Raw genomic sequence first — 23,046 nt, forward strand, 5'->3', positions numbered from 1 at the left:
CGACGAGGGCTGACGCCATGACGACACGACATTTCTTTCGAATTCTGATCACGCTCCTGGCGTTTACCTTCTCCGGTCATTCCTTTGCGCAGGGCACCGATCCAAAGCCGTTGTTCGACCAGCTGGCCGATGCCAATTTCAACGAGGCGGAAAAGCTGGTGGGCGAGATTGCCGCCACCGGCGATACCCGTGTCGTACCAGCGCTCAATGCCTTTGCCGAGGGTGACCTCTATTTCCGCAAATCCGACAAGGCGGTGTTTGCCGCCAAATCTGCAGGCGAGCAGCTTGAGCTGATCGATCCGGTGACGGGGACCAGCGCCGGTCAGGTCGCCAAGGGCGCGGTCACCAAGATCAGGGTCAACAACAACCTGCGCCGTGCCATCCGCGCTGCTCTTGGCGGGCTGACGCTGATGAGCCCGGATCGTGGCGCGCGGCTGGCTGCCGCAGATGCCATTTTGCGCTCGCCGAGTGCCGAGGCGCTGGAACTGGTCGAAGCCGCTCTTGCCAAGGAAACCGACAGCACGGTGAAAGCCCGCATGGAAGAAGCGCGCGCCGTGTCGCTGCTCTCCTCCGACCGCTCCATCGATGAAAAACGTGCGGCGATCGAAACCATTGCTGGCCTCGGTGCAAGCGGCCTCGGTGTGCTGAATTCCGTCGCGGGTTCCATCGATGCCAGCCTGAAGCCCGATCTTGATGCGGCGATCACCGCCATCCAGAACGAACAGCAGCTTTGGAACATGGCGCAGAATGTCTGGTACGGATTGTCGCTCGGTTCCGTGCTGTTGCTGGCCGCCATCGGTCTTGCCATCACCTTTGGTGTGATGGGCATCATCAACATGGCGCATGGCGAAATGGTCATGCTCGGCGCCTATTCCACCTTCGTCGTGCAGCAGGTGATCCGCGAAAACGCGCCCGGCCTCTTCGACTGGTCGCTGGCGATTGCGCTGCCAGTGGCTTTCCTCGTGACCGGTGCCGTTGGCCTCGTCATCGAGCGTGGCGTCATCCGTTTCCTCTACGGTCGGCCGCTGGAAACGCTGCTGGCCACCTGGGGTGTGTCGCTGATCCTGCAGCAGGCGATCCGCACGCTCTTTGGCCCGACCAATCAGGAAGTCGGCAACCCGTCGTGGATGTCCGGTTCGTTCCCGCTCGGCGGCATGACCATCACCTGGAACCGCATGTGGATCGTCGTGTTTTCACTGTCGATCTTTGTCGGCCTGCTGTTGCTGATGAAACGGTCTGCCTTCGGGTTGCAGATGCGCGCTGTCACCCAGAACCGCCGCATGGCATCGTCCATGGGCATCAGGACGCCGTGGGTGGACGCCTTCACCTTCGCGCTCGGCTCCGGCATTGCCGGCATTGCGGGCGTGGCGCTGTCCCAGATCGACAACGTCTCGCCGAACCTTGGTCAGAGCTACATCATCGATAGTTTCATGGTCGTGGTGTTCGGCGGTGTCGGCAATCTGTGGGGCACGCTGGTCGGTGCGCTGTCGCTCGGGGTCTTGAACAAGTTCCTCGAACCGTCCGTCGGTGCCGTGCTCGGAAAGATCCTCGTGCTCGTGCTGATTATCCTCTTCATCCAGAAACGTCCGCGCGGCCTGTTCGCGCTCAAGGGAAGGGCGATCGAAGCATGATTTCGGCTTTCATTTTTCGTGCGCTCAAAGGCCATATTCTGGCGACCGTCGCGGTCATTCTTGGCGCTGCGGTTCTGGTGCCGGCCTCCAACCTGCTTTTGCCCGCCGACCATGCGCTGCATATCCCGACCTATGTCATGTCGCTGATGGGCAAATATCTCTGCTATGCACTGCTTGCCTTGGCGCTCGATCTGGTCTGGGGGTATTGCGGCATTCTTTCGCTCGGCCATGGCGCGTTTTTCGCGCTCGGCGGTTATGCCATGGGCATGTATCTGATGCGGCAGATCGGTTCGCGCGGTGTCTACGGCAATCCCGACCTTCCGGATTTCATGATCTTCCTCAACTGGAAGGAATTGCCGTGGTTCTGGTACGGGTTCGACATGTTCCCGTTCGCGATGCTGATGGTGCTGTTCGTGCCGGGCCTCTTGGCCTTCGTGTTCGGCTGGTTCGCCTTCCGGTCCCGCGTCAACGGCGTCTATCTGTCGATCATCACCCAGGCGATGACCTATGCGCTGATGCTCGCCTTCTTCCGCAACGACATGGGATTCGGCGGCAATAACGGTCTGACCGATTACAAGGAAATCGTCGGATTCTCCGTGCAGGCGGGTGGCACGCGTGCCGTTCTGTTCGCGCTCTCGGCGCTGATGCTGGCACTTTGTCTGCTGATCGCCTCGGCCATCGTCAATTCCAAATTCGGCAAGGTTCTGGTCGGCGTGCGCGATGCCGAAAGCCGGGTGCGTTTCCTCGGTTTCCGGGTGGAAAACATCAAGCTCTTCACCTTCGTCGTTTCGGCCATGTTTGCCGGTATCGCCGGTGCGCTGTTCGTGCCGCAGGTAGGCATCATCAATCCGGGCGAGTTTGCGCCAGCCAATTCCATCGAAGTGGTGGTGTGGACGGCGGTCGGCGGGCGCGGCACGCTGATCGGCCCGATCATCGGGGCGGTTCTGGTCAATGCCGGCAAAAGCTATTTTACCGGTGCTTTCCCGGAACTCTGGCTGTTTGCGCTGGGCGGCCTGTTCATTGCCGTGACGCTGTTCCTGCCGAAGGGGATCGTCGGCACCATCCAGAGCGGTTTTTCCGGGCGCAAGGCGATGAAGGCGGCAAGCAGTGCCGAAAAGGGGCGTGGTGACGTGACCCCGGTCGCGCAGGCGGCGGAATAGGAGAGGGCGGGATATGAATACGATTGCCGAAATACGCTCGAAAAGCCTGCTCTATCTTGAAGATGTTTCCGTTTCCTTTGACGGGTTCAAGGCGCTCAATTCGCTGTCCTTCGTGGTGGAGCCGGGAGAGCTGCGGGCCATTATCGGCCCGAATGGCGCCGGTAAAACGACGATGATGGACATCATCACCGGCAAGACACGACCGGATACGGGGCGCGTGCTGTTCGAGGACGATATCGATCTGACCAAAAAGGACGAGGCCGATATCGCCCAGCTCGGCATCGGCCGCAAATTCCAGAAGCCGACCGTGTTCGAAAGCCACACCGTCTGGGACAATCTGGAACTGGCGCTCAACCGGCCGCGCGGGGTGTTTTCGACCTTGTTCTACAAGCTGTCGGCCGAGGACACTGTTCGTATCGAGGAAATACTCGACACCATCCGCCTGACGCATCGCCGCAACGAGCTGGCGGCCAATCTCAGCCATGGCCAGAAACAGTGGCTGGAGATCGGCATGCTGCTCGCGCAGGAACCGAAATTGCTGCTGGTGGATGAGCCGGTGGCGGGCATGACCGATGCCGAAACGGCCGAGACGGCGGTGCTGCTGCGCGAGATTGCCAAAAGCCGTTCGGTCGTGGTGGTGGAGCACGACATGGGCTTTATCCGCGAACTGGGCGTGAAGGTGACTTGCCTGGCGGAAGGTTCTGTTCTTGCGGAAGGCTCGATCGACTTCGTTTCCAATGATCCGAAGGTGATCGAGAACTATCTCGGGCGATGACACGAGTTGGCGCGGTGATGAAAAACTTCAAGTCTTGCTGGGGTCAAGGGAAAGAGCTTTAAAGCCAGCAGTTTTACTTAGAGGTTTCATCATGGCTTTGATTGGCATTCTGGTTATGGCGATCGGCGGCGCGGCCGTCTGGTACTGGCGATTGAAAATGGTCCGCGAGGCGGGCAGCGAGGTGATCGATAGTATCGAGCGCATGCGCGGCGCCTTCAAGCGCCGGCAGTTTCGCAAGAAAGCCGAAGCGGCGCCGTTGGCTTCGATCGGCGATCCGGCGATTGCGGCGGTGGCCTTCTTCTTCTGCATTGCCAAGGAGAAGCCGATCTATCTGGATGCGGCCAAGGATGTCATCCGTAGCCGCATGGCCGGTATTATCAGGCCGGGCGACATGGATGAAGTCATGGTGTTTTGCGAATGGGCTTCGAAAAACACCATCAACCCGGAGGATCCGATCCGCCGCTTCCGCGACATGTGGATGAAGGCGTTGGATACCAACGAGCGGATACAGTTGATCGGCATTGCCGAGGAAGTCGCCGAAGTCGGTGGTGACAGGACGAATGAACAGGAGCAGGCGCTGCAGGTGTTGAGGCGCACGCTCATGAGTTAAACAGAGGGAAGTCGGGGATGCTCGCAGTCAACAATGTCAATCTGCATTACGGTGCCGCACAGGCGCTGCGCGGCGTCTCCATCCATGCCGAGATGGGCAAGATCACCTGCGTGCTCGGCCGCAATGGTGTCGGCAAGTCCTCGCTGCTGCGGGCCGTGACCGGTCAGAAGCCGGTCAGCGGCGGCACGATTTCCTTCGATGGTGTGTCGATGAACGGCTTGTCGCCTTATGTGCGTGCGAAACAGGGGATCGGATACGTGCCGCAAGGTCGCGAAATTTTTCCCTTGCTGACGGTGAAGGAAAACCTGGAGACCGGTTTTGCCCCACTGTCACGCAATGAGCGCACCATTCCTGACGACATCTTTACTCTGTTTCCGGTTTTGAAATCGATGCTCGGCCGTCGCGGTGGCGATCTGTCCGGCGGGCAGCAACAGCAGTTGGCGATCGGCCGCGCCATGGTCACCCGCCCGAAAATCCTTGTTCTGGACGAGCCGACCGAAGGCATTCAGCCGTCGATCATCAAGGATATCGGCCGTGCAATCCGTTATTTGCGGGATTCGACCGGCATGGCGATCCTGCTCGTCGAGCAATATCTGGATTTCTGCCGCGAACTCGCCGACCACGTCTATATCATGGATCGTGGCGAGATTGTGCATGAGGGTGGGGCTGAAACACTGGATACGGCAGAAGCAAGGCGGCATCTGACCGTCTGACGCAAATTTTATGTCATTCAGTGTAATTTATTGCATGGCTGCTACCCGGCAGGCCTATTTAAAGCTTTTCTAACCTGTGTTATTCAGCTTGCATTCAGACAGCCGAAATCCACCCCGCACCCAACTATGAGGCGCTTGATGGCATTTGAACGCATAAAAGCTCGATCTGGTTCCCAAGCTCTTGGCACTTTTTTTGCGACAGGAGCTTTTTTCTTGGCCGGTGGCCTTGGAATGGCCCATGCCGGATGTGGCGAGACCTATAAGCCCGGCCGTCATGTCACGACGATCGAAGCCGATGGCGTCAAGCGTTCAGCCGTTTATTACGTGCCGTCCTCCTATACGGGTAAGGACAAGGTGGCGGTCGTGTTCGATTTTCACGGCAGCAACAGTAACCCGAACGGGCAGCTCACGCGCAGTTCGTGGGACAAGGTGGCCGAAAAGAACGGTTTTATTGCGGTGGCGCTGCAAGGCAGCCTGCCGGGCAAGGCGCCGGGCACTTTCGCCTGGAATGTTCCGCATGTCGAAGTCAGCAAGGACATCATCCCGACCGGCGGTCAGGGTGGTCTCGACGAGATTTCCTTCATCGACGAAGCCGTCGATGAAGTGAAGGGCGATTTCTGCGTCGATCCGAACCGCATTTTCGCTTCCGGTTATTCCGGTGGCGGTCGTATGTTGTCGGCCTACCTGTGCTCGGGTGGCGATGAATTTGTGGCCGCAGGTTTCGTGAATTCGCTGCGCGCTGGCCGCCCGGTGGAAACCGATGGAAAATGGGCGCCCGAAAAGGCCAATTGCAGCCCGGCCAAGCCGGTTTCGATCGTTGCCTTCGCGGGTGAAAAAGATCGTCAGAACCCTTATGCCGGTGGCGGCGCTGCCTATTGGCAGTATAGCTTCAAGACCGCTATCCAGCGCTGGACGGATATGGATGGCTGCACGGGCAATGGTCGCACCGATACGGTCAACGGCGTGACCTACGGCATTTACGACACCTGCAAGAACGGTGCGCGCATCGCTTCCTATTCCTTTGCCAACGGCACGCATGACTGGCCGAAGCCGACGGAAAAGGAAACGGTGATGGCGGCTGCGACGGACAGCGCCAATGGTGTGGTCAAGGTTTCGGCCGTTGCCAAGAAGCCTGCCTTCGATGCCAATATTGACCCGGCCTATCGTATGTGGGACTTCTTCGGCAAGGCCGACAGCACCGATGTCGTGGCAACCGCCGCGCAGCCAAAGGCAAAAATTTCGGGGGCCTCCGCAAAGGATTGCATGGCAACCGGCGACAGCCAGGAAATGACGTGCAGCACCAGCCAGACCACAGACATGCGCCGCAGCGGGCAAGGGGCGAAGGGCGCCTTGTAACCAAGGTTTTTCGGGGCCGCACGCGGCTTGCCGAACTCTATCAGGAAGGCTGTGCCAAGATCCGTCTGCCGGAGACGTTTTCTCCGGACATGGAAGCGGTTCTGATCAATACGTCCGGTGGGCTCACCGGCGGAGATCGAGTGGGGTGGAAGATCGTCGCCGGCGGTGGGACGGCGGCGACGATCACGACCCAGGCCAATGAAAAGATCTACAAGGCATCCACTGACACCGCCGCGCTTTCGACCCGGATCGAAGTCGGCGAGGGCGCGGCCATTCACTGGCTGCCGCAGGAAACAATCCTTTTCGACCAGTCATCGCTGACGCGCAGCCTTGAGGTCGATCTCCATGAAAATTCGGAGTTTTTAGCCGTCGAGGCGGTTCTGCTCGGCCGCAAGGCGATGGGCGAAGCCGTATGCCACGGCTTTTTCCGGGATCGCTGGCGTATTCGGCGCAGCGGCAGACTGATCCATGCGGAGGATCTGCGGCTGGAAGGCGCGGTCGAATCATTGTCGGCGCAGTCTGCGGTCCTTTCCGGCAAGGTGGCATTTGCGACATTGTTTTACACCGGTCCGCGTGCGGAAAACCTTCTGGCGCCGCTAAGGGCTACGCTCGGTGATGAAAATTCAGGCGTAAGCGTCTGGAATGACAAGCTGATTGCCCGAATGACAGCCATTGACGGCTTTGCTTTAAGAAAAATCCTGGTACCGGCAATTTCCGTATTGCGTAATGGCGCGCCAGTGCCGAAAGTCTGGCATATCTGATCCGACAAGCCGGGACGTTCCATGAACCTGACCCCACGCGAAAAAGACAAGCTGCTGATTTCCATGGCGGCGATGGTCGCACGCCGCCGCCTCGAGCGCGGCGTAAAACTGAATTATCCCGAAGCCATCGCGCTGATTACCGACTATGTTGTCGAAGGCGCGCGCGATGGTCGTTCCGTTGCGGATCTGATGGAAGCCGGTGCCCATGTCGTGACCCGCGAGCAGGTGATGGAAGGCATTCCGGAAATGATCCACGACGTACAGGTGGAAGCGACGTTCCCGGATGGGACGAAGCTTGTGACCGTTCACGAACCGATCCGCTGAGGGAGAGCGACAATGCTGGCACTGCGACCAAGCTGCGAATGCTGCGACAAGAATTTGCCTCCGGAAAGCCGTGAAGCGATGATCTGCACATTCGAGTGCACGTTCTGCGCCGATTGCGTGACAGATGTTCTCGGTGGTGTCTGCCCGAATTGCAGCGGTGAATTTGTCCGCCGCCCGGTGCGCCCGCCCGCTGCTCTGGCGCGGCATCCGGCGTCGACCGAGCGGGTATATAATCCCGAAGGCTGCAAGCCACAAACTGCTTTAACGGCTTGAGGGAGTGATTCATGATCCCCGGTGAAGTCATTGCCGCACAAGGCGAAATCGAGCTGAATGTCGGCGCGCCGACGCTTTCGATCGATGTATCGAATACCGGTGACCGGCCGATCCAGGTGGGCAGCCATTACCATTTCTTCGAGACCAATAACGGGCTCTTATTCGACCGTGACGCGGCGCGCGGCATGCGGCTGGATATTCCGGCCGGCACTGCCGTGCGCTTCGAACCGGGCCAGACGCGCTCGGTGACACTGATCCCGCTTTCGGGCAAGCGCGAGGTTTATGGTTTCCAGCAGAAGATCATGGGAGGACTCTGATATGGCGACGAAACATTATATCGGCGGCTGCCAGTGCGGCGCCGTTTCCTTCGAGGCGGATGCCGATCTCGACAAGACAGTGACCTGCAACTGCTCGCGCTGCCAGCGTCTTGGCGCGGTTCTGACTTTCACGCCAAAGGTGGCTTTTTCGCTGAAATCCGGCGAGGAGAACCTCACCGAATACCGCTTCAACTCCAAAAAGCTGCAACACCTGTTCTGCAAAACCTGCGGCATCCAGAGCTTTTCCTACGGTACGGCACCGGATGGTGCGGACATGGTGGCGCTCAACGTCAATTGCCTGGAGGGCGTCAATCCGCGCGAATTGACCTCCTATCACCATGATGGAGCGGCAGCGTGAGATGCAAAAGGGCCGGAAAATGCTGAAACTGGCGATGATGCCGCTTTTATGCGGCTGCGTGTTGCTGGTCGATGGCCCGGCACCCGCGCAGGAGCCGGCGCCGGATTGCAAGGCACCGCAGACGCAGACTGACATGACGATTTGCGCCGGTCAGGAGTTGGCCGACGCCGATAGCGCGCTGAACCTCCAGTATCAGGCGACCCGCAAGGTGCTGAAGGCGCGCGATGCCGATGCCGTGACGGAGGACCAGAAAGGGGCGGAAGCGGCACTGGTGAAAGCCCAGCGTGCCTGGGTGGCTTATCGCGATGCCGAATGTGACCTGCAGGGGTATCAGGCCCGTGGCGGCACGATGGAGCCGATGCTGGTTTCCAACTGCGCCGCCGAGTTGACGCGCGAGCGGACGACGGACCTAAAGGCGCTCGCCGAAAACATGTAATCAGACCGATCCTTTACGATTGGCAGTGAACGAATTTCAGAGGGGAAACCATGTCCTACAAGATGTCCCGCGCTGCCTATGCCTCCATGTTCGGTCCGACCACAGGTGACAAGGTGCGGCTGGCCGATACGGAACTGTTCATCGAGGTGGAGCGCGATTTCACCACCTATGGCGAGGAAGTGAAATTCGGCGGCGGCAAGGTCATTCGTGACGGCATGGGGCAGAGCCAGGCAACGCGGGCGCAAGGGGCTGTCGACACCGTCATCACCAATGCGCTGATCGTCGATCACACCAGCATCTACAAGGCTGATGTGGGCCTGAAGAACGGTCGCATCCATGCCATCGGCAAGGCCGGCAATCCGGATACGCAGCCGGGCGTGACAATCATCGTCGGTCCCTCGACCGAAGCGATTGCCGGCGAGGGCAAGATTTTGACCGCCGGCGGTATGGATGCGCATATCCACTACATCTGCCCGCAGCAGATCGAGGAGGCGCTGATGTCGGGCGTCACCACCATGCTGGGTGGCGGCTCCGGGCCGGCGCATGGCACGCTTGCGACGACCTGCACCGGCGCGTGGCATATCGAGCGTATGATCGAAAGCTTTGATGCCTTTCCGATGAACCTGGCGCTTGCCGGCAAGGGCAATGCGGCGCTGCCGGCACCGCTGGAGGAGATGATCCTGGCCGGTGCCTCCTCTCTGAAGCTGCATGAGGACTGGGGTACGACGCCTGCTGCCATCGACAACTGCCTGACCGTTGCCGACGAATACGATGTTCAGGTGATGATCCACACCGATACGCTGAACGAGTCGGGTTTTGTCGAGGATACGGTCGCCGCCATCCGCGGCCGCACAATCCATGCCTTCCATACGGAAGGGGCGGGTGGTGGCCATGCGCCCGATATCATCAAAGTTTGCGGCAATCCGAACGTCATCCCGTCCTCCACCAACCCGACGCGGCCCTATACGGTCAATACGCTGGCCGAACATCTCGACATGCTGATGGTCTGCCACCACCTGTCGCCGTCCATCCCGGAAGACATTGCCTTTGCCGAAAGCCGTATCCGCAAGGAAACCATTGCGGCGGAAGACATTCTGCACGACATGGGCGCCTTCTCGATCATTTCGTCCGACAGCCAGGCCATGGGCCGCGTCGGCGAAGTGGCGATCCGCACATGGCAGACGGCCGACAAAATGAAGCGCCAGCGTGGTGCGTTGAAGGAAGAGACCGGCGACAACGACAATTTCCGTGTTCGCCGCTATATCGCCAAATACACGATCAACCCGGCCATCGCCCATGGCATCAGCCATGAACTCGGTTCGGTCGAAGTCGGCAAACGCGCCGATCTGGTATTGTGGAACCCGGCCTTTTTCGGCGTGAAGCCGGAAATGGTGCTGCTGGGCGGCTCGATTGCCGCCGCTCCCATGGGCGATCCGAACGCGTCGATCCCGACACCGCAGCCGATGCATTATCGCCCGATGTTTGCCGCTTACGGCAAGCTGCGCACCAATTCCTCCGTCACCTTCGTTTCCCAGGCATCGCTCGATGGCGGTCTGGCGCAGCGTCTGGGCGTCGCCAAGAAACTGGTTGCAGTCAAGAACGTGCGCGGTGGCATCGGCAAGGCATCGATGATCCACAATTCGGCAACGCCGCATGTGGAGGTCGATCCGGAAACCTATGAGGTGCGGGCCGATGGCGAGCTTCTGACCTGCGAACCGGCAACGGTGCTGCCGATGGCGCAGCGGTATTTTCTGTTCTGATTGCCATAGCATCCGGCGTCAGCCGGCTGCTTCCCTGATCGTCGTTGCGATCCACTCGTTCAGGCTCTTCCCGGCAGCGGCGGCGGCGATGGCTGCTGCAGCGTGGTCTGATGGGGCAAGACGTAGATTGAACTTGCCGGAAAACTGCTTTTTCGGCTCAATGCCCTTCTCGGCGCACATCTTCAGGAAGACGGACAGGGACTTGCGGCCTTCCACCATCAATTCGGGAATGCTTTCGGCGTAAAAATCGGCGCCGCCATTGAGGCCGACAAACTCGCCGCGAAGCATCTGAAGTTCAGGATCGAAGGTCACAACGGCCTTTTCGCCTGCGATGTCCATAACATTGTTCATGGTCTTATTCCGTGTTCATCGAGCCATTTGCGGATGCTGGCAACCGCACCTTTGTCCGTGTCCGGCGATGGGTGCGGCCGATGGAAAACTCTAACTTCGCCAAACAGAAAGACGCCGATGCGTGATCCCTCGCGTTCGGTCACTTCCGCGCCTAAAGCTGCAAAAAGCGCCTCGATATCAGCCCAACGGATCGAACCGCTGACAGGCCGGGCAAATATCAGGTTCAAAGTCGCCTTATGCTTCTTCTTCATGAGTGTTAGTACCATTATGTGGTACTGTTTTCAATGGATGAATGGGCGCGGCGACATGACTGGAGCAGACGATGGAAGATCTGGTGTGAAAGCCACACTTTTTCCACCCGAGCAATGCTTCCTGTGAATAGCTGCTGTGCAGTGCAGGATTTTGTTAAGAAGTTTGCTGCGCTGCAGGAAATTTGTCTTTAGAGAAGTTCTCATCTGCCTCGGGACGGGGCAAATGTTCAATTTCTTTTGGAGACAGTCATGCTGGGCAAACGCGTTCCCCAAGTCACTTTCCGCACCCGCGTCCGCGATGAAGCCGTCGGCGGCCCGAACCCTTACCGTTGGCAGGATGTGACCTCGGCCGATTATTTCGCCGGCAAGCGCGTCGTTCTGTTTTCGCTGCCGGGCGCTTTCACGCCGACCTGCTCGACCTTCCAGCTGCCTGATTTCGAAAAGCTTTTCGGCGATTTCCAGGCCGAAGGCATCGATGCCATCTATTGCATGTCGGTCAACGATGCTTTCGTCATGAACGCATGGGCCAAGAGCCAGAACCTTGCCAACGTCACCGTCATTCCGGACGGTTCGGGCGAGTTCACCCGCAAGATGGGCATGCTGGTCGCCAAGGACAATCTCGGCTTCGGCATGCGCTCCTGGCGTTACGGCGCCATCGTCAACGATGGCGTTGTCGAGCAGTGGTTCGAGGAAGAAGGTTATTCCGACAATTGCGAGAGCGACCCTTACGGTGCCTCTTCGCCTCAGAACATTCTCGACAACCTGCGCGCCATGAAGGTTGCCGCCGAATAAGCTTTTGCCTGTTCGCGATCTTTTCGAAAGCCCGGCCTCGCGCCGGGCTTTTTGCATTCAGTTCCTCAGTCTTTCGGTCCCATACGCGACCAGACCGGCTTGCCGATCGTTTGCAGCAGTTCTGCCGACACGCCATCGATGCGCGCCAGCACGGCCTTTGCAAGTTCCTGTCCGGCGTGGCGCACATCCTCGGTGACGGTGAGGATTTCCGGCCTGATCCAGTTCAGGAATTCCGCCGACTGCTTTGCGACGATATCGACATCCACGCCGAGCCTGAGGCCTGTCGCCTCGATCCCGGCAATGAGCGCGATGGTGGACGAACCGCTGAGCGATACAATGCCATCCGGCGGTTCGGGCAGGCGGCACAGGCGTTCCGAATGCGTGCGCAATTCGTCTAGCGGTGTTTCCGTCGTCAGTCGCCCCATCGAGACCTCGGTTGCCTGAAAATCGGCCAGCGCGCGCTCGAAGCCGACGCGGCTGTGGAGATGGTAGGAAAACCGGCTTTGCGGTGCCAGAAGCGCTATGCGTCTACGCCCGCGTTTCACCAGCCGTTCGACGGCCTGATAGACATAAGCTTCATTGTCGAAATCGTAATAAGGGTGGGCGATGCCCATATCGGTGCGGCCATGGGTGACAAAGGGCAGGCCGCGTTCCAGCATGAGTTTGACACGCGGATCCTCCGGCTCGATACGGGAAATGATCACGCCATCGGCTGAGCCGGTGTCGAGGATATAACGCACCGGCACCATCGGATCTTTTTCGAAGGAATGTGGGGTGACCACGAGGTGATACTGCGTGCCGCCCAGAACCTCGGAAATGCCCTGCACGATCTGGCTGGTAAAACCCATCAGTTCCTGTTCGATGCCGAGCACAAGCGCAATCACATTGGTCTTGCCGGTGCGCAGGCGCACACCGGCGCGGTTGGGCTGGTAACCGAGCTGGCGCGCCACGAGGCGCACGCGCTCCTTCGTGTCGGCACCGATATCCGGCGCATCCTTCAGGGCCCGCGAAACGGTGGTGATGCCAAGGCCGGTCATATAGGCGATGGTTTTTAAGGTCGGGCGCTCGGTTGCGGGCGTGCCGCGGGAAAATCGTCTGTCTTCGTCGTCCATGGCTGTGTTCGCGCTCAAAAGTACCGCATCGATCGGCGGCCTGATCGTTCATTCCGCTCTTACGGCAAAAAACTGTAACGTTACAGTGATTTTTATGCGGCCTTCCTCAGATGATGATTGCAACCTGCAATTCAACGTAGGTACAACGCAGACGCACAATATTTTTGCATATGCGAAGAATCCATATCGGTAATGGCGCATAATTATATGAATTTGTTTTGTTTTAATTCGCATTGATGAAACGGGCGGCTCTCCTCAAGATTGAATCTGTAGTGGCAAAGAAATTATTCACGCTATCGCGGGTTGCCACCCATAAATCTTTGCCCTAGCTTTTTACTGCAACGTTTCAGTGAGGGAGGAGACTCATGCGTATTCGTGCTTTTGCAGCTGTCATGGCTGCCACAGTGGCGCTGCCCTGTATCGTTCAGGCGGCTGATCTGGAAGTCACGCATTGGTGGACGTCGGGTGGTGAAGCCGCCGCCGTCAAGGAACTGGCCAACGCATTCAATGCAACAGGAAACAAATGGGTGGATGGCGCCATTGCCGGTTCCGGCAGTACCGCGCGCCCGATCATGATCAGCCGTATTACCGGCGGCGATCCGATGGGGGCCACCCAGTTCAATCATGGCCGTCAGGCCGAGGAACTGGTGCAATCCGGCCTGATGCGCGACCTCACCGAGGTGGCGGAAAAGGGCAAGTGGAAAGACGTCATCAAGCCGGCGAGCCTGCTCGACAGCTGCACCTATGAAGGCAAGATCTATTGCGCACCGGTCAATATCCACTCCTGGCAGTGGCTGTGGGTGTCCAATGCCGCCTTCGAAAAGGCCGGAGTTCCGGCGCCGAAGGACTGGAACGAGTTCGTCGCTGCGGGTCCAAAACTGCGGGAGGCCGGCATTCAGCCGCTGGCCATCGGCAGCCAGGCCTTCCAGGTCAATGGTCTGTTCGACACGCTGGTGATCACCGTGGGCGGCAAGGAGCTTTACGAGAAGGTCTACAAGGACAAGGACGAAGAGGCGGCTGCCGGGCCGGAGATGGCAAAGGTATTTGCCGCCGCCGTGCAGGCCCGTGAACTTGCCCGTGGCAACAACGTGCAGGACTGGAACCAGGCGACCAATCTCGTCATCACCGGCAAGGCCGGCGGCCAGATCATGGGTGACTGGGCGCAGGGTGAATTCCAGCAGGCCGGACAGACGGCCGGCAAGGAATATAGCTGCCTTGCGGGCCTCGGCCTCAACGAGGTGCTGACCACCGGTGGTGATGCCATCTACTTCCCGCTGCTCAAGGACGAGGCAAAAGCCAAGGCGCAGGAAGCTCTGGCCGAAACCATCGTCGATCCGAAGGTGCAGGTGGCGTTCAACCTGAAAAAGGGTTCGGTGCCGATCCGCAGCGATATCGACATGGCAGCCGCCAATGACTGCATGAAGAAGGGTATCGACATCATCGCCAAGGGCGGTACCGCCACCAGTGTCGACCAGCTGCTTTCCACAGACAGCATGAAGCAGAAGGAGGACCTGATGTCCGAATTCTTCGCGAAAGCTTCGATGACGCCGGAAGCCGCTCAGGAACGGTTTGCCGAAATCATCGGCTCGGCGGACTGATCCGCTTTCCATCGCTCACGCTGATCGGCCCTGTGTTTTCACGGGGCCGCTCGGGAACCTGTAGCTTCGCCGCTGCTGGACGATCGAGGAAGACATATGGCTCAATCCACCCCATCTGCCCGACCCAATCAGCTTTTCCGCAATCTCAATTCGAAGATTGCATCGATCCCGATGATCTTTGTCGCCCTAGTCATTTTCCTTGGCGGATCCATCTGGACCATCGTTTATTCCTTCACCAATTCCCGGCTTCTGCCGCGCGCCAATTTCGTCGGTTTCGACCAGTATGAGCGCCTTTGGGCCTCGTCGCGCTGGATCATTTCCATCCAGAATCTGGCGATCTACGGCATCCTGTCACTGATCTTTTCGCTGGTCGTCGGCTTTGTGCTGGCGGCGCTGATGGATCAGAAGATCCGGTTCGAAAACGTCTTTCGAACCATCTTTCTTTATCCCTTCGCGCTGTCCTTCATCGTCACCGGCCTTGTCTGGCAGTGGATCCTCAATCCCGATTTCGGCATTCAGGGCATCGTCCGTTCGCTCGGCTGGGAAACATTCGAGTTCAACCCGATCTATGACGCCGATATCGTCATCTACGGCATCCTGATCGCCGGCCTCTGGCAAGGCACGGGGCTTGTCATGTGCCTGATGCTGGCCGGACTTCGCGGTATCGACGAGGATATCTGGAAGGCGGCGCGTGTCGACGGTATCCCGATGTGGAGGACCTATATCTTCATCGTCATTCCGATGATGCGTCCGGTCTTCATCACCACGCTGGTCATCATCGGCGCCGGCATCGTCAAGCTTTACGATCTCGTCGTGGCGCAGACCTCCGGTGGTCCGGGCAATGCATCCGAAGTGCCGGCAAAATATGTCTATGACTACATGTTCCAGGCGCAGAACCTGGGGCAGGGTTTTGCCGCCTCCACGATGATGCTCGTCACCGTTGCCATCATCATCATTCCCTGGGCTTATCTCGAATTCGGAGGGCGCAAGCGTGGCTGACGTTTCCACTCTCAACACGGCTGCCATCGGCAATGATGCGGCCAGAAACAGGCTTTCCGCCGGTCCGCGCGGCAAGAAGCCGAAAAAGACGCTGTCGCGCCGCAATATCATGCTCTACGGCATTCTCGGCCTGGCCGCGCTTTATTACCTGCTGCCGCTTTACGTGATGGTCGTGACCTCGCTGAAGGGCATGCCGGAAATCCGTCTCGGCAACATCTTCTCGCCGCCGGTGGAAATCACCTTCGAACCCTGGGTGAAGGCCTGGGCTCAGGCCTGCACCGGCCTCAACTGCGACGGTCTTTCGCGCGGTTTCTGGAACTCGGTGCAGATCATGGTCCCGTCGGTGATCGTGTCGATCTTCGTCGCTTCGGTCTCGGGTTATTCGCTGGCCAACTGGCGCTTCAAGGGCTCGGAACTGTTCTTTTCCATCCTCATCATCGGTGCCTTCATCCCCTATCAGGTGATGATCTATCCGATCGTCATCATCCTTCGGGAAATGGGTGTGTACGGCACGCTGACCGGCCTGATCATCGTCCACACGATCTTCGGCATGCCGATCCTGACGCTGCTGTTCCGCAACTATTTTGCTTCGCTGCCGGAAGAACTGTTCAAGGCGGCGCGTATCGATGGTGCCGGCTTCTGGCAGATCTACGGGCGCATCATGCTGCCGATGTCACTGCCCATCTTCGTCGTGGCGATGATCCTGCAGGTGACCGGCATCTGGAACGACTTTCTGTTCGGCGTCGTGTTCACGAGGCCTGACACCTATCCGATGACGGTGCAGCTCAACAACATCGTCAACTCCGTGCAGGGCGTGAAGGAATACAATGTCAACATGGCAGCGACCCTGTTGACCGGCGCCGTTCCGCTCATCGTCTATTTCGTATCCGGCCGCCTTTTCGTCCGTGGCATCGCCGCCGGCGCAGTGAAGGGATGACCCTCATGAATGTAGTTCCCATCAATACCACCAGAGCCAGCCACAGCGTTTCTGTGCGTGATCTGACGCTGTCCTTCGGGTCGCTGACGGTTCTCGGAAACCTCAATCTCGACATTCACGATGGCGAGTTTCTGGTCCTGCTCGGGTCTTCCGGCTGCGGAAAATCGACGCTGCTCAACTGCATTGCCGGCTTGCTTGAGCCGACCGAGGGCCAGATTTTCATCAAGGACAAGAACGTCACCTGGGAAGAGCCGAAGGATCGCGGCATCGGCATGGTGTTCCAGTCCTATGCGCTTTATCCGCAGATGACGGTGGAGGGTAATCTCTCCTTCGGTCTGAAGGTTGCCGGCATGGCGAAGGAGGAGATTGCCAAGCGCATCGCCCGCGCCGCCGAAATTCTGCAGATCGAGCCGTTGTTGCAGCGCAAGCCGGCGGCGCTTTCCGGTGGTCAGCGCCAGCGCGTGGCGATCGGGCGTGCGCTGGTGCGCGATGTCGATGTGTTTCTGTTCGACGAGCCGCTGTCCAACCTCGATGCCAAATTGCGCTCGGAACTGCGCGTCGAGATCAAGCGGCTGCATCAGCAGCTGAAGAATACGATGATCTACGTCACCCACGACCAGATCGAGGCGCTGACGCTGGCGGATCGTATCGCCATCATGAAATCGGGCGTCATCCAGCAGCTGGCGGATCCGATCACCATCTACAATCGGCCCAACAACCTGTTCGTTGCCGGTTTCATCGGTTCACCATCGATGAACTTTTTGCGCGGAGAGCTGGTGGAAGAGGGCGGTCGCACCGTTTTCCGCACCAATAATGTCAGCTTTTCGCTCGAAGGTTACGAGACCTCGGAGCCGCTTATCGCCGGCCGCAAGGTCGTGCTCGGCGTACGCCCCGAACATATCAAGGTCGATGGCGATCTTGCCGGCGAGGAAGCGCATGAGGCGGTGGTCGATATCGAGGAGCCGATGGGCGCAGACAACCTCATCTGGCTGAAACTCGCCGGTCACACGATCTCGGTGCGTGTCGGCGGCGCGCGACGTTATGCAATCGGTGCGCAGGTGCGGCTCGGTTTCGACATGACCATGGCATCGCTGTTCGATGCCGGCACGGAGGAGCGGATTTGATGATCTGGTCGGTCTGACACGGATCAGGCAGAATTTTCATTTCAAGGAGGAAGACATGACGACTTTAGGTTTCCAGCTTTACAGCGCCCGCAATTTTCCGCCGCTTTCCGATACGCTCAAACTCGTGGCCGGCGAGGGTTACAAGGAAGTCGAGGGTTATGGCGGTCTCTACGCCACGCTCGACGAAACGGCTCTCAAATCCTTCCGCGCTGAACTCGATGCGAATGGCCTGACCATGCCGACCGGGCACTTCGGTCTCGATATGCTGGAAAAGGAACCGGCGCAGGCGCTGCTGATCGCCAAGACGCTCGGCCTTTCCGCCATCTATTGCCCGCATCTCGTCGCTGAACTGCGCCCGACCGATGCGGAAGGCTGGTATGCTTTCGGCAAACGCCTGTCCGAAGTCGGCAAGCGTTATCAGGATGCCGGTTATACCTTTGGCTGGCACAACCATGATTTCGAGTTCAAGGCGCTGCCGGATGGCTCCACCCCGCAGGAGCAGATCTTTGCGGGTGGCCCCGATCTTGCCTGGGAAGCCGATATCGCCTGGGTCATCCGTGGCGGTGCCGATCCGTTCGCCTGGATCGAAAGCTACGGCAAGAAGATCACTGCCGTGCATGTGAAGGACATCGCGCCGGCCGGCGAAAACACCGACGAAGACGGCTGGGCCGACCTTGGCCATGGCACCGTGCCGTGGAAGGATCTTTTGGAGGCGCTCAAGAAGACGCCGGCCAAACATTTCGTGCTGGAACATGATAACCCGAACGATATCGTGCGGCTTGCCAAGCGTTCCATCGCCTCGTTCAACAGCTACTGATTTCAAGAGATCGCGGAGTTTTCCATGTCCAAGGAACTGGGCGTCGGCATCATCGGATGCGGCAACATTTCCACTGCCTATTTTTCTCTGGCGCCGCTGTTCAAGGGTCTGAAAATCCTTGCCTGCGCCGACATCAACGCCGATGCGGCCAAGCTTCGAGCGGAGGAATTCGGGGTGAAGGCGCAGACCATCCCCGAGCTTCTCGCCAATGACGAGCTCGACGTGATCGTCAACCTCACCATCCCGGCAGCACATTTTACCGTGTCGAAGGCGATCCTCGAGGCCGGCAAACACGTCTATTCCGAAAAGCCGCTGACGGTGACGTTGGAGGAAGGCAAGGAATTGCAGGCGCTGGCCAAGGCAAAGGGCCTTGCCGTCGGCTGCGCACCTGACACGTTCCTCGGCGGTGCGCATCAGCTGGCCCGCCAGTTCATCGATGAGGGCGGCGTCGGCCGCATCACGTCCGGCACATGCCACGTGATGAGCCCCGGTATGGAAATGTGGCACCCCAATCCGGGCTTCTTCTTCCTCAATGGCGGCGGGCCGATCCTCGATCTCGGGCCGTATTATATCGCCAACCTCATCAACTTCCTCGGCCCGATCAAGCGGGTGGCGGCTTTGACCTCGATGGCCAACCCGACCCGCCTGATCACCAGCGAGCCGTTGAAAGGTCAGAGCATCCCGGTGGAAACGCCGACCAATATTCATGCGCTGCTGGAATTCGGTAATGGCGCCACCATTACCCTGTCTGCCAGCTGGGATGTGTGGTCGCATCGCCATGCCAATATGGAACTCTATGGCACCGAGGGCTCGATCTACGTGCCGGATCCGAATTTCTTCGGTGGTGTTGTCGAGGCCAGCGGCCGCAACAAGGATATCCAGCCACTTGCCGATTGGGAGCATCCGTTCGGCAAGCCTAATCAGGAGAGCCCGCAAGGTCCTCGTGCCAATTACCGCACGGCGGGTCTCGCCGACATGGCTATGGCGCTGATCGAGGGACGCGATGTGCGTTGCTCGATCGACCGGGCGCTGCATGGCGTCGACGTCATGACCTCGATCCTGAAATCAGGGCACGAGGGCAATTTCGTCGCGACCACCACGACCTGCACTCAGCCGGCAGCCCTCGGGATCGACGAGGCCCTGGCGCTGCTGCGCTAATAAAGTGGTGTGACGCGCGAGGCTCACCCGGTGCCCCTCCCGGGTGAGCCCTCCTGTTTCTGCCGTATCATTTCGCGGCCGGGCTTGTGCTCGGCCCTGCTGTTGGCAATGATGCGACAAACAGAAATTCGAGTGGGAAAACCATGCAGCATATCCAGTATTATCGCCCCGCCGGCGTCGTCACCGATCCGCCGATCGATACCGTCAGCCTGCCGCACGACCTGCGCCATCTGCGCCGCAAGCTTCTGCATCTCTCGAACGGCGATATGGTGATGCTTGATCTCAAGGAAGCGGTGCTGTTTCATCACGGCGACCGGCTGATCCTCGACAATGGCGATACGATCGAAGTGCAGGCCGCGCCGGAAAAGCTCTATGAAATCAACGCACGCGACGCGTTGCATCTGATCGAACTCGCCTGGCATCTCGGCAACCGCCACCTGTCGGCACAGATCGAGGAAGGTCGTATTCTCATCCTGCGTGACCACGTCATCCGCTCGATGCTCGAAGGTCTTGGCGCCAAAGTTTATGATGTGGAAGAGCCGTTCCAGCCAGTGCGCGGTGCCTATCATGCGCATGGCGGGCATTCGCACAGCCATGGACACGACCATGGTCACGTGCATGGCCCCAACTGCAATCACGACTGATCGGGCATGACCTCTGCTTTCGATACGCAAGGCCTGCTGCGGCTGATGGCATGGCTATCGCCGGCCTTTCCGGTGGGCGGTTTTGCCTGGTCGGGCGGGCTGGAGCGGGCGGTGCATGATCGGCTGGTGACGGACGCTCGCGGCTTGACCGACTGGATAACCACCGTACTTTCACACGGTTCGCTGCGGAACGATGCCGTGCTGTTTTGCGAGGCATGGCGGCAGTTCGAGGATGGGGAGGCCTTGGCCTCGGTCTGCGAACTTGGTCTTGCGCTGGCGGGATCGGCGGAACGCCATGCGGAAACGCTGTCGCTCGGCAAGGCGTTTGTCGCCGGTGCTGTGGCCTGGCCACATGCTGTGTTCGAGCGTCTGCCGGCGGATTTGCCGTTTCCGGTCGCGGTCGGTGCCGTTGCGGCGGCGCATGGCGTGCCGGCCGACAAGGCGCTTGCCGCCTATCTGCATGCCGCGGTGTCGCAATGGATTTCGGCTGCCATCCGGCTCGGTGTCTGCGGTCAGGCGGATGGGGTGCGGGTGCTGGCCGGCACCGAAGCTGCCATTGGCGAGATTGCGACCGGGGCAGGGGCGCTGACACTCGACGATCTCGGCACGGCGACGGTGCAGGCGGACATCGCGTCGCTCAGGCACGAGGTCCAGCATTCGCGGTTGTTCCGCTCCTGACCACCGGCATCCTGCCCATTGCAGAGCCTTGGCCGGGCGTTATTCTTGCGCGAAAAATATTCGAAAGGACATTTCATGAAATCGGCAAACGGCCCTTTGCGCGTCGGTATCGGCGGCCCGGTCGGCTCCGGCAAGACGGCGCTGACGGAAAAACTCTGCAAGGCGATGCGCGAGAAATATTCGGTCGCCGTCGTCACCAATGATATCTACACCAAGGAAGATGCGGAGGCGCTGGTGCGCTGCCAGGCGCTGTCGTCGGATCGTATCGTCGGTGTCGAGACGGGCGGATGCCCGCATACCGCCATCCGTGAGGATGCCACGATCAACCTGCAGGCCATTGCCGGCCTCAACCAGCGTTTTCCCGATCTCGATGTGGTCTTCATCGAATCCGGTGGCGACAATCTCGCCGCGACCTTTTCGCCGGATCTTGCCGATATCACCATTTATGTAATTTCCACCTGCCAGGGTGAGGAAATTCCGCGCAAGGGCGGGCCGGGCATTACCCGCTCAGACCTACTGATCATCAACAAGAAGGATCTGGCACCTTACGTCGATGTCGATATCGACGTGATGGACCGTGACGCCGCCCGCATGCGCGAGCAGAAACCGCATGTCTTCACCGACCTGAAACGCGGTGAGGGCGTCGAACATGTCGTGCGATTTCTGGAATTGCATGGCGGCCTTTGAGGCTGCACGGAGTATTCATGACATTTCTGAAAATCCTGTTTGCCGGCCTGCTTTCAGCATCGACCGTGCAGGCCGTCCATGCTTCCGAAGCAATTGACTGGCACGAGACCGGTCTCACCATCCGAAATTCCGTGTGGAGCGGTTTCGAAACGCAGTCCGAGATCACGCAATTCCTCACGGAGGAATATTTTCTGCCGGATATCGTGAGTGAGGCCGACCGGCAATGGATCCGGGAGGAGACGGCGGGCCTGTTTAAGGAAAAGCGCGAGGAAGAAGAGACCTGGCCGAAGGAGACGGATGTCGATCGTCTCGAGGCCGCCTTCGAGCAATTGGAGAAGGTCGATATCATCGCCCTTCACAAGGCCGGCGTCACCCAATCGGATGGGCACTCGGATGTCGGCGAGGAATATCATGCGCGCGAGAAGGCGGGCCGGTCCTCACGTGGATGGGTGTTCTATCACAGCCAGGATATCGACAGCGCACTTTCCGCCGGCAGCCTTTACCTTGCCTTCGGTGGCTTTGAGGATGCCGATGAAATGGCGCCCGTCGTCGCTCGCAAGATTATGGCCGTGCTCGCCGAGCACGGCCTCAAGGCGGAGTGGAATGGTGATCTCAACCGGCGCATCCTCATAACGCCCTTCACATGGCGCAAGCGCAGTCCGGCCGGCTGAGTTTTACACGACCTCGCGCAGAGCCTGCACGTCCCCGATCTGGATCATGCGGCCGCGGACTGTGACGCCGCGCGGGCGAAGCGTGGAAAAGGCGCGCGACAGCGCTTCCGGTGCCAGACCCAGCATGCCGGCCAGAAGGTTTTTCTGGAAGGGAAGCTGGACGGAGGCCGGGCCACGGTCAGTCGGGCAGCGTTCCAGAAGGTAATCGGCGACACGCTGCGGCGCGGTGTTGAGGCGATCGCTGCCGACGCAATGCATCGTGTCGATAAGATGCTGGGAGAGGCAGGTCATGACCGAGCGGGCGATATTGCTGTCTTCTTCCACAAGGCGGCGAACGGTGCCGAGATCGAAACGGGCAAGCGTCGCGGTATCTGCCGTCTGCGCATTGAACGTGTAGTCATCGCCGCCATAGATCATGCATTCGGCAAAAACCTCACCCGGCTGGCAGATCCGCACGTCGGCATGGCGGCCTTCGCGGCTGAGCCGGAACAGGCGGACATAGCCGTTCAGCACACAATAGAAGGCATCGGCATTTTCACCCTGACGAAACACCGAGGAGCGTCCCTCGCGTTCTTCCACGATAGCGCTGTCGAGCAAGCGCTGCAGGGAACGTCCCTGAAGGCCGGTCAGCAGCGTTGTCTTCAAGAGCTGGCCACGTTCGCTTTCGGTGATGGCGTGTTTGTTCATCGTTGCAGTTCCTCCTTTGCCGGTGGCTAAAGGGCCGGCGGGTCTTTGATGGAAGGAGGATAGCGG

The 23,046-nt window shown here is 59.3% G+C and carries 28 protein-coding genes; 24 read left to right on the forward strand and 4 right to left on the reverse strand.

Annotated features, from left to right (window positions below; all coding sequences use genetic code 11):
- Positions 1 to 17 precede the first annotated feature (17 nt).
- The 13 genes from urtB to ureC all read left to right on the forward strand — a co-directional run bounded on the left by urtB (position 18) and on the right by ureC (position 10,474).
- Positions 18 to 1,631, forward strand: coding sequence for an urea ABC transporter permease subunit UrtB (urtB, locus tag J2T09_RS18275; RefSeq protein ID WP_306837276.1), 1,614 nt, complete (start codon positions 18 to 20; stop codon positions 1,629 to 1,631).
- Positions 1,628 to 2,791 (forward strand): urea ABC transporter permease subunit UrtC, encoded by a 1,164-nt coding sequence (gene urtC, locus J2T09_RS18280; RefSeq protein ID WP_306837279.1) that lies wholly within the window; start codon positions 1,628 to 1,630, stop codon positions 2,789 to 2,791. Before urtB ends, urtC begins: the two co-directional genes overlap by 4 nt.
- A gap of 13 nt (positions 2,792 to 2,804) precedes the next feature.
- The gene (urtD, locus tag J2T09_RS18285; protein ID WP_306837280.1) at positions 2,805 to 3,566 is read left to right on the forward strand and encodes an urea ABC transporter ATP-binding protein UrtD; all 762 of its coding nucleotides are present in this window, start codon (positions 2,805 to 2,807) and stop codon (positions 3,564 to 3,566) included.
- 91 nt (positions 3,567 to 3,657) lie between these two features.
- Positions 3,658 to 4,176 carry a hypothetical protein gene (locus J2T09_RS18290; protein WP_306837282.1) on the forward strand — a complete coding sequence of 173 codons (519 nt, stop codon included), beginning with the start codon at positions 3,658 to 3,660 and terminating at the stop codon, positions 4,174 to 4,176.
- A gap of 17 nt (positions 4,177 to 4,193) precedes the next feature.
- Positions 4,194 to 4,889: an urea ABC transporter ATP-binding subunit UrtE gene (gene urtE, locus J2T09_RS18295; protein WP_306837284.1), complete on the forward strand. Its 696-nt coding sequence runs from the start codon at positions 4,194 to 4,196 to the stop codon at positions 4,887 to 4,889.
- A 213-nt stretch (positions 4,890 to 5,102) separates the two neighbouring features.
- Positions 5,103 to 6,245 (forward strand): alpha/beta hydrolase family esterase, encoded by a 1,143-nt coding sequence (locus J2T09_RS18300; protein ID WP_306837285.1) that lies wholly within the window; start codon positions 5,103 to 5,105, stop codon positions 6,243 to 6,245.
- Complete coding sequence (locus J2T09_RS18305) at positions 6,182 to 7,006, forward strand: urease accessory protein UreD (RefSeq protein ID WP_306837287.1); 825 nt, start codon at positions 6,182 to 6,184, stop codon at positions 7,004 to 7,006. Before J2T09_RS18300 ends, J2T09_RS18305 begins: the two co-directional genes overlap by 64 nt.
- A 21-nt stretch (positions 7,007 to 7,027) precedes the next feature.
- Positions 7,028 to 7,330, forward strand: coding sequence for an urease subunit gamma (locus tag J2T09_RS18310; protein ID WP_306837290.1), 303 nt, complete (start codon positions 7,028 to 7,030; stop codon positions 7,328 to 7,330).
- A 12-nt stretch (positions 7,331 to 7,342) separates the two neighbouring features.
- Positions 7,343 to 7,603, forward strand: a complete 261-nt coding sequence (locus tag J2T09_RS18315) for a DUF1272 domain-containing protein (protein ID WP_306837293.1) — start codon at positions 7,343 to 7,345, stop codon at positions 7,601 to 7,603.
- Between the two features lie 11 nt (positions 7,604 to 7,614).
- Positions 7,615 to 7,920, forward strand: a complete 306-nt coding sequence (locus tag J2T09_RS18320; protein WP_306837295.1) for an urease subunit beta — start codon at positions 7,615 to 7,617, stop codon at positions 7,918 to 7,920.
- Position 7,921: 1 nt separating this feature from the next.
- Positions 7,922 to 8,278, forward strand: a complete 357-nt coding sequence (locus J2T09_RS18325) for a GFA family protein (protein WP_306837297.1) — start codon at positions 7,922 to 7,924, stop codon at positions 8,276 to 8,278.
- A 1-nt stretch (position 8,279) separates the two neighbouring features.
- Positions 8,280 to 8,714, forward strand: a complete 435-nt coding sequence (locus tag J2T09_RS18330) for a lysozyme inhibitor LprI family protein (RefSeq protein ID WP_373458508.1) — start codon at positions 8,280 to 8,282, stop codon at positions 8,712 to 8,714.
- Positions 8,715 to 8,764: 50 nt separating this feature from the next.
- The gene (gene ureC / locus J2T09_RS18335; RefSeq protein ID WP_306837298.1) at positions 8,765 to 10,474 is read left to right on the forward strand and encodes an urease subunit alpha; all 1,710 of its coding nucleotides are present in this window, start codon (positions 8,765 to 8,767) and stop codon (positions 10,472 to 10,474) included.
- An 18-nt stretch (positions 10,475 to 10,492) separates the two neighbouring features.
- Here the strand turns inward: ureC and J2T09_RS18340 are convergent, their stop codons facing one another.
- A complete protein-coding gene (locus tag J2T09_RS18340; RefSeq protein WP_306837300.1) occupies positions 10,493 to 10,825 on the reverse strand; it encodes a type II toxin-antitoxin system HicB family antitoxin in 333 nt (110 codons plus the stop codon).
- Entirely contained in the window at positions 10,822 to 11,076 is a 255-nt protein-coding gene (locus J2T09_RS18345) for a type II toxin-antitoxin system HicA family toxin (RefSeq protein ID WP_306837302.1), read from the reverse strand. Before J2T09_RS18345 ends, J2T09_RS18340 begins: the two co-directional genes overlap by 4 nt.
- A gap of 249 nt (positions 11,077 to 11,325) precedes the next feature.
- On the opposite strand from J2T09_RS18345, the gene J2T09_RS18350 reads away from it, so the two are divergent.
- Positions 11,326 to 11,868 carry a peroxiredoxin gene (locus J2T09_RS18350; protein ID WP_306837304.1) on the forward strand — a complete coding sequence of 181 codons (543 nt, stop codon included), beginning with the start codon at positions 11,326 to 11,328 and terminating at the stop codon, positions 11,866 to 11,868.
- Between the two features lie 65 nt (positions 11,869 to 11,933).
- Here the strand turns inward: J2T09_RS18350 and J2T09_RS18355 are convergent, their stop codons facing one another.
- Positions 11,934 to 12,980 carry a LacI family transcriptional regulator gene (locus J2T09_RS18355; protein ID WP_306837306.1) on the reverse strand — a complete coding sequence of 349 codons (1,047 nt, stop codon included), beginning with the start codon at positions 12,978 to 12,980 and terminating at the stop codon, positions 11,934 to 11,936.
- Positions 12,981 to 13,345: 365 nt separating this feature from the next.
- Between J2T09_RS18355 and J2T09_RS18360 the strand changes: the two genes are divergently transcribed.
- The 10 genes from J2T09_RS18360 to J2T09_RS18405 all read left to right on the forward strand — a co-directional run bounded on the left by J2T09_RS18360 (position 13,346) and on the right by J2T09_RS18405 (position 22,293).
- Positions 13,346 to 14,578 carry an ABC transporter substrate-binding protein gene (locus tag J2T09_RS18360; RefSeq protein WP_306837308.1) on the forward strand — a complete coding sequence of 411 codons (1,233 nt, stop codon included), beginning with the start codon at positions 13,346 to 13,348 and terminating at the stop codon, positions 14,576 to 14,578.
- 96 nt (positions 14,579 to 14,674) lie between these two features.
- Positions 14,675 to 15,577, forward strand: coding sequence for a carbohydrate ABC transporter permease (locus tag J2T09_RS18365; protein ID WP_306837310.1), 903 nt, complete (start codon positions 14,675 to 14,677; stop codon positions 15,575 to 15,577).
- Positions 15,570 to 16,514, forward strand: a complete 945-nt coding sequence (locus tag J2T09_RS18370) for a carbohydrate ABC transporter permease (RefSeq protein WP_306837312.1) — start codon at positions 15,570 to 15,572, stop codon at positions 16,512 to 16,514. The genes J2T09_RS18365 and J2T09_RS18370 overlap by 8 nt, the downstream gene beginning before the upstream one ends.
- Positions 16,515 to 16,519: 5 nt before the next feature.
- Positions 16,520 to 17,638 (forward strand): ABC transporter ATP-binding protein, encoded by a 1,119-nt coding sequence (locus tag J2T09_RS18375; protein WP_306837314.1) that lies wholly within the window; start codon positions 16,520 to 16,522, stop codon positions 17,636 to 17,638.
- A gap of 55 nt (positions 17,639 to 17,693) precedes the next feature.
- Positions 17,694 to 18,455 (forward strand): sugar phosphate isomerase/epimerase family protein, encoded by a 762-nt coding sequence (locus J2T09_RS18380; RefSeq protein ID WP_306837317.1) that lies wholly within the window; start codon positions 17,694 to 17,696, stop codon positions 18,453 to 18,455.
- A 24-nt stretch (positions 18,456 to 18,479) separates the two neighbouring features.
- Positions 18,480 to 19,613, forward strand: coding sequence for a Gfo/Idh/MocA family protein (locus J2T09_RS18385; protein WP_306837319.1), 1,134 nt, complete (start codon positions 18,480 to 18,482; stop codon positions 19,611 to 19,613).
- 143 nt (positions 19,614 to 19,756) lie between these two features.
- Positions 19,757 to 20,257 carry an urease accessory protein UreE gene (ureE, locus tag J2T09_RS18390; protein ID WP_306837321.1) on the forward strand — a complete coding sequence of 167 codons (501 nt, stop codon included), beginning with the start codon at positions 19,757 to 19,759 and terminating at the stop codon, positions 20,255 to 20,257.
- Between the two features lie 6 nt (positions 20,258 to 20,263).
- A complete protein-coding gene (locus J2T09_RS18395) occupies positions 20,264 to 20,935 on the forward strand; it encodes an urease accessory protein UreF (protein ID WP_306837323.1) in 672 nt (223 codons plus the stop codon).
- Between the two features lie 75 nt (positions 20,936 to 21,010).
- Positions 21,011 to 21,622, forward strand: coding sequence for an urease accessory protein UreG (gene ureG / locus J2T09_RS18400; protein WP_306837324.1), 612 nt, complete (start codon positions 21,011 to 21,013; stop codon positions 21,620 to 21,622).
- Positions 21,623 to 21,639: 17 nt separating this feature from the next.
- Positions 21,640 to 22,293: a DUF6891 domain-containing protein gene (locus J2T09_RS18405; protein WP_306837326.1), complete on the forward strand. Its 654-nt coding sequence runs from the start codon at positions 21,640 to 21,642 to the stop codon at positions 22,291 to 22,293.
- Between the two features lie 3 nt (positions 22,294 to 22,296).
- Here the strand turns inward: J2T09_RS18405 and J2T09_RS18410 are convergent, their stop codons facing one another.
- The gene (locus tag J2T09_RS18410) at positions 22,297 to 22,980 is read right to left on the reverse strand and encodes a Crp/Fnr family transcriptional regulator (protein WP_306837329.1); all 684 of its coding nucleotides are present in this window, start codon (positions 22,978 to 22,980) and stop codon (positions 22,297 to 22,299) included.
- Positions 22,981 to 23,046 lie beyond the last annotated feature (66 nt).

This window comes from Neorhizobium huautlense, assembly GCF_030811685.1.
GTDB lineage: Bacteria > Pseudomonadota > Alphaproteobacteria > Rhizobiales > Rhizobiaceae > Neorhizobium > Neorhizobium huautlense_A.

Excerpts from the sequence above, each read along its gene's own strand:
- urtB (WP_306837276.1), top strand. The coding sequence starts at position 18 with ATGACGACACGACATTTCTTTCGAATTCTGATCACGCTCCTGGCGTTT.
- urtC (WP_306837279.1), top strand. The coding sequence starts at position 1,628 with ATGATTTCGGCTTTCATTTTTCGTGCGCTCAAAGGCCATATTCTGGCG.
- urtD (WP_306837280.1), top strand. The coding sequence starts at position 2,805 with ATGAATACGATTGCCGAAATACGCTCGAAAAGCCTGCTCTATCTTGAA.
- J2T09_RS18290 (WP_306837282.1), top strand. The coding sequence starts at position 3,658 with ATGGCTTTGATTGGCATTCTGGTTATGGCGATCGGCGGCGCGGCCGTC.
- urtE (WP_306837284.1), top strand. The coding sequence starts at position 4,194 with ATGCTCGCAGTCAACAATGTCAATCTGCATTACGGTGCCGCACAGGCG.
- J2T09_RS18310 (WP_306837290.1), top strand. The coding sequence starts at position 7,028 with ATGAACCTGACCCCACGCGAAAAAGACAAGCTGCTGATTTCCATGGCG.
- J2T09_RS18315 (WP_306837293.1), top strand. The coding sequence starts at position 7,343 with ATGCTGGCACTGCGACCAAGCTGCGAATGCTGCGACAAGAATTTGCCT.
- J2T09_RS18320 (WP_306837295.1), top strand. The coding sequence starts at position 7,615 with ATGATCCCCGGTGAAGTCATTGCCGCACAAGGCGAAATCGAGCTGAAT.
- J2T09_RS18325 (WP_306837297.1), top strand. The coding sequence starts at position 7,922 with ATGGCGACGAAACATTATATCGGCGGCTGCCAGTGCGGCGCCGTTTCC.
- J2T09_RS18330 (WP_373458508.1), top strand. The coding sequence starts at position 8,280 with ATGCAAAAGGGCCGGAAAATGCTGAAACTGGCGATGATGCCGCTTTTA.
- ureC (WP_306837298.1), top strand. The coding sequence starts at position 8,765 with ATGTCCTACAAGATGTCCCGCGCTGCCTATGCCTCCATGTTCGGTCCG.
- J2T09_RS18340 (WP_306837300.1), bottom strand. The coding sequence starts at position 10,825 with ATGAACAATGTTATGGACATCGCAGGCGAAAAGGCCGTTGTGACCTTC.
- J2T09_RS18345 (WP_306837302.1), bottom strand. The coding sequence starts at position 11,076 with ATGAAGAAGAAGCATAAGGCGACTTTGAACCTGATATTTGCCCGGCCT.
- J2T09_RS18350 (WP_306837304.1), top strand. The coding sequence starts at position 11,326 with ATGCTGGGCAAACGCGTTCCCCAAGTCACTTTCCGCACCCGCGTCCGC.
- J2T09_RS18355 (WP_306837306.1), bottom strand. The coding sequence starts at position 12,980 with ATGGACGACGAAGACAGACGATTTTCCCGCGGCACGCCCGCAACCGAG.
- J2T09_RS18360 (WP_306837308.1), top strand. The coding sequence starts at position 13,346 with ATGCGTATTCGTGCTTTTGCAGCTGTCATGGCTGCCACAGTGGCGCTG.
- J2T09_RS18365 (WP_306837310.1), top strand. The coding sequence starts at position 14,675 with ATGGCTCAATCCACCCCATCTGCCCGACCCAATCAGCTTTTCCGCAAT.
- J2T09_RS18375 (WP_306837314.1), top strand. The coding sequence starts at position 16,520 with ATGAATGTAGTTCCCATCAATACCACCAGAGCCAGCCACAGCGTTTCT.
- J2T09_RS18380 (WP_306837317.1), top strand. The coding sequence starts at position 17,694 with ATGACGACTTTAGGTTTCCAGCTTTACAGCGCCCGCAATTTTCCGCCG.
- J2T09_RS18385 (WP_306837319.1), top strand. The coding sequence starts at position 18,480 with ATGTCCAAGGAACTGGGCGTCGGCATCATCGGATGCGGCAACATTTCC.
- ureE (WP_306837321.1), top strand. The coding sequence starts at position 19,757 with ATGCAGCATATCCAGTATTATCGCCCCGCCGGCGTCGTCACCGATCCG.
- J2T09_RS18395 (WP_306837323.1), top strand. The coding sequence starts at position 20,264 with ATGACCTCTGCTTTCGATACGCAAGGCCTGCTGCGGCTGATGGCATGG.
- ureG (WP_306837324.1), top strand. The coding sequence starts at position 21,011 with ATGAAATCGGCAAACGGCCCTTTGCGCGTCGGTATCGGCGGCCCGGTC.
- J2T09_RS18405 (WP_306837326.1), top strand. The coding sequence starts at position 21,640 with ATGACATTTCTGAAAATCCTGTTTGCCGGCCTGCTTTCAGCATCGACC.
- J2T09_RS18410 (WP_306837329.1), bottom strand. The coding sequence starts at position 22,980 with ATGAACAAACACGCCATCACCGAAAGCGAACGTGGCCAGCTCTTGAAG.